A 1,841-nucleotide genomic window follows, 5' to 3' on the forward strand; every position below is an offset into this window, starting at 1 on the left:
CCTCGAACAGCACGGCCAGTGCGTCGGGGTTGCGACGCGCCTGCGTCTGGAAGGCCAGATGCACGAGCGGCGCATGGTCTTGTTGTGTGCCAGTGCCCCAGTCAGCCAACTGGCGCGATTCCTTGTCCGACAGCAGCGGCACATCGCCCAGTGCGCGGTCCGGTTCTTCGGCCAGCGTTGCAAGCATGGACAGGTAGTGCCGCCCCAGCCGCTCGATCGTGGCGGGTTCGAACAGATCGGCAGCGTAGGTCATCCGCACGCCCACCACGCCCGAGGCACGCTCGACGGTATCGAGCATCAGTTCGAAGCGCGAGTCTGTCTCGGTGGCGCCCAGGTCCACGCCGGCCACGTGCAGCCCCGGCAGGTCGTGGCTGGGTTGCACGTCTTCCTGCTGGTGGTTAATCAGCACCTGGAACAGCGGATTCGCGCTCAGGCCACGCTCGGGCCGCAGCACATCGAGCAGCGCGTCGAATGGCAGGTCCTGATGGTCCTGCGCCTCCAGCACGCAGTCCTGCGCCTGACGCAATGCCTCGCTTAACGGCATCTCCGCGCGCAACCGGTTGGACAGCACCTGTGTGTTGACGAAGAAGCCGACCACACCCGCCGTCTCGGCGCGCTGCCGGTTCGCCGTCAGCGTACCGACGCGGATATCCGGCTCGCCCGTGTAGCGATGCAGCAGCGCCTGCAGACCGCCGAGCAGCGCCGCGAACAGCGTACCGCCCTGCTGCTGCATGCGCTGCCGCAGCGCCGCCACCAATGGCGCGGGGACGTCGAAACCGTGCTTGGCGGCACGATACGTGGCGACGGTTCGCCGCACGTGATCGGCAGGCAGTTGGAGGACGGGATGCCGGGTGCCCAGCCGTTCTTGCCAGTAGGCCAGTTGGCGCGCCTGCTCGCCGGCCGCGAGCCAGTTGCGCTGCCAGAGCGCGAAATCGGCGTACTGCACGTCGAGCGCCGGCAGGCCGCTGGCTTCCCCGCGCACGTGGGCACCGTAGAGCGCCACGAACTCGTCGACGATCACCTGCATCGACCAGCCGTCCGAAATGATGTGATGCATGGTGACGACGAGCAGGTGCGCGTCGTCAGCCAGTCGCAGCAGTGCCACGCGCAGCAGTGGCCCGGTTTCGAGATCGAACGGGATGCGTGTCAGGCGCAGCGCTTCATCGCGGGCGCGGACGTCGCGTACGCTGGCATCGATGGCACCGAGATCCAGCCGCGCCACCACCAGCCCGGAGGCGTCGCGGATCTCGGGCACCGCCATGCCGTTGGCATCGCCGTGAAACACCGTGCGCAGCGATTCATGACGCGCGGCCAGTGCCTGAAAACTGGCATCGAGCGCATCGGCATCGAGCTGCCCTTCCAGGCGCAGCGCACCGGCAATGTGATAGGCGGCACTCTGCGGATCGAGCTGCCACAGGAACCATTGACGCTGCTGCGCGGGCGAGGCGACCTGACGGTCGGCGGCCGGGGCCGGCACGATGGGCAGCAGGCCAAAATCCACACCCTGGCGCTGCAAGGCCGCCAGGAAGTCTTTCCGCTTGTCCGCGGGCAGTGCCAGGAATCGCTCGGCCAGCGCCCGTTTACGTTGTTCCATTCAGCTCTCCAGTGATGCGAGTAGATCGTCGATCTCGTCCAGTCCGGTGGACTCCGCTGCAGTCTGCGCTTTCAGATGCGCCGCCAGTTCGGCGGCCAGCGCGTGCAGCGTGACGTGTTCAAAGTAGGCCCGTAGCGGCAGGCGCGCGCCCATGCGCTGCTGGACGCGCGCCTGCGTCTGCAGGACGGCCAGCGAATGTCCGCCGAGCGCAAAGAAGTTGTCGTGCCGGCCCACGGCAGGCAGGCCC

2 protein-coding genes are annotated in these 1,841 nt (G+C 67.7%); both read right to left on the reverse strand.

Annotated elements, in window-relative coordinates:
• A partial coding sequence (locus tag ABDB81_RS30290) for a condensation domain-containing protein (protein WP_346814407.1) occupies nucleotides 1–1,594 on the reverse strand: 1,594 nt, incomplete at its 3' end.
• Nucleotides 1,595–1,841: phosphopantetheine-binding protein (locus tag ABDB81_RS30295; protein WP_346814408.1), on the reverse strand; the 247-nt coding region annotated here is incomplete at its 5' end.

Source organism: Cupriavidus sp. DL-D2 (assembly GCF_039710735.1).
In the GTDB taxonomy this organism is placed as follows: domain Bacteria; phylum Pseudomonadota; class Gammaproteobacteria; order Burkholderiales; family Burkholderiaceae; genus Cupriavidus.